Source organism: Bacillus sp. HMSC036E02 (assembly GCF_001836235.1).
GTDB classification, from domain to species: domain Bacteria; phylum Bacillota; class Bacilli; order Bacillales; family Bacillaceae_G; genus Bacillus_A; species Bacillus_A cereus.
On record NZ_KV827860.1, the window covers coordinates 1 to 259 of the forward strand.

Genomic DNA, 259 nt, shown 5'->3' on the forward strand with positions numbered 1-259 from the left:
ATCTTTTGCAAGACGGCGTAATAATGTAGCCAGATCTGGATCATGCTTACTTGCCACCTTAGCTACATTATTGTAAAACACCATTGTTGCAAGTTCTTGTAGCGTCGTATACGTCATGGCTTCGATTGGTGTATGAAAATCAGGCTCAAATCCACACTCAACGACTGATTTTCTTAATTCATGTATACGTTTAGGGTTTACACTTCGAGTGAGTAGTAAATATGTCTCTAATAAATTCGAATGTTGATCCTCTTCTGAG

1 protein-coding gene is annotated in these 259 nt (G+C 38.2%); it reads right to left on the reverse strand.

The window, feature by feature from the left end:
* A partial coding sequence (locus HMPREF2590_RS23310; protein ID WP_176748663.1) for an acyl-ACP desaturase occupies positions 1 to 259 on the reverse strand: 259 nt, incomplete at both ends.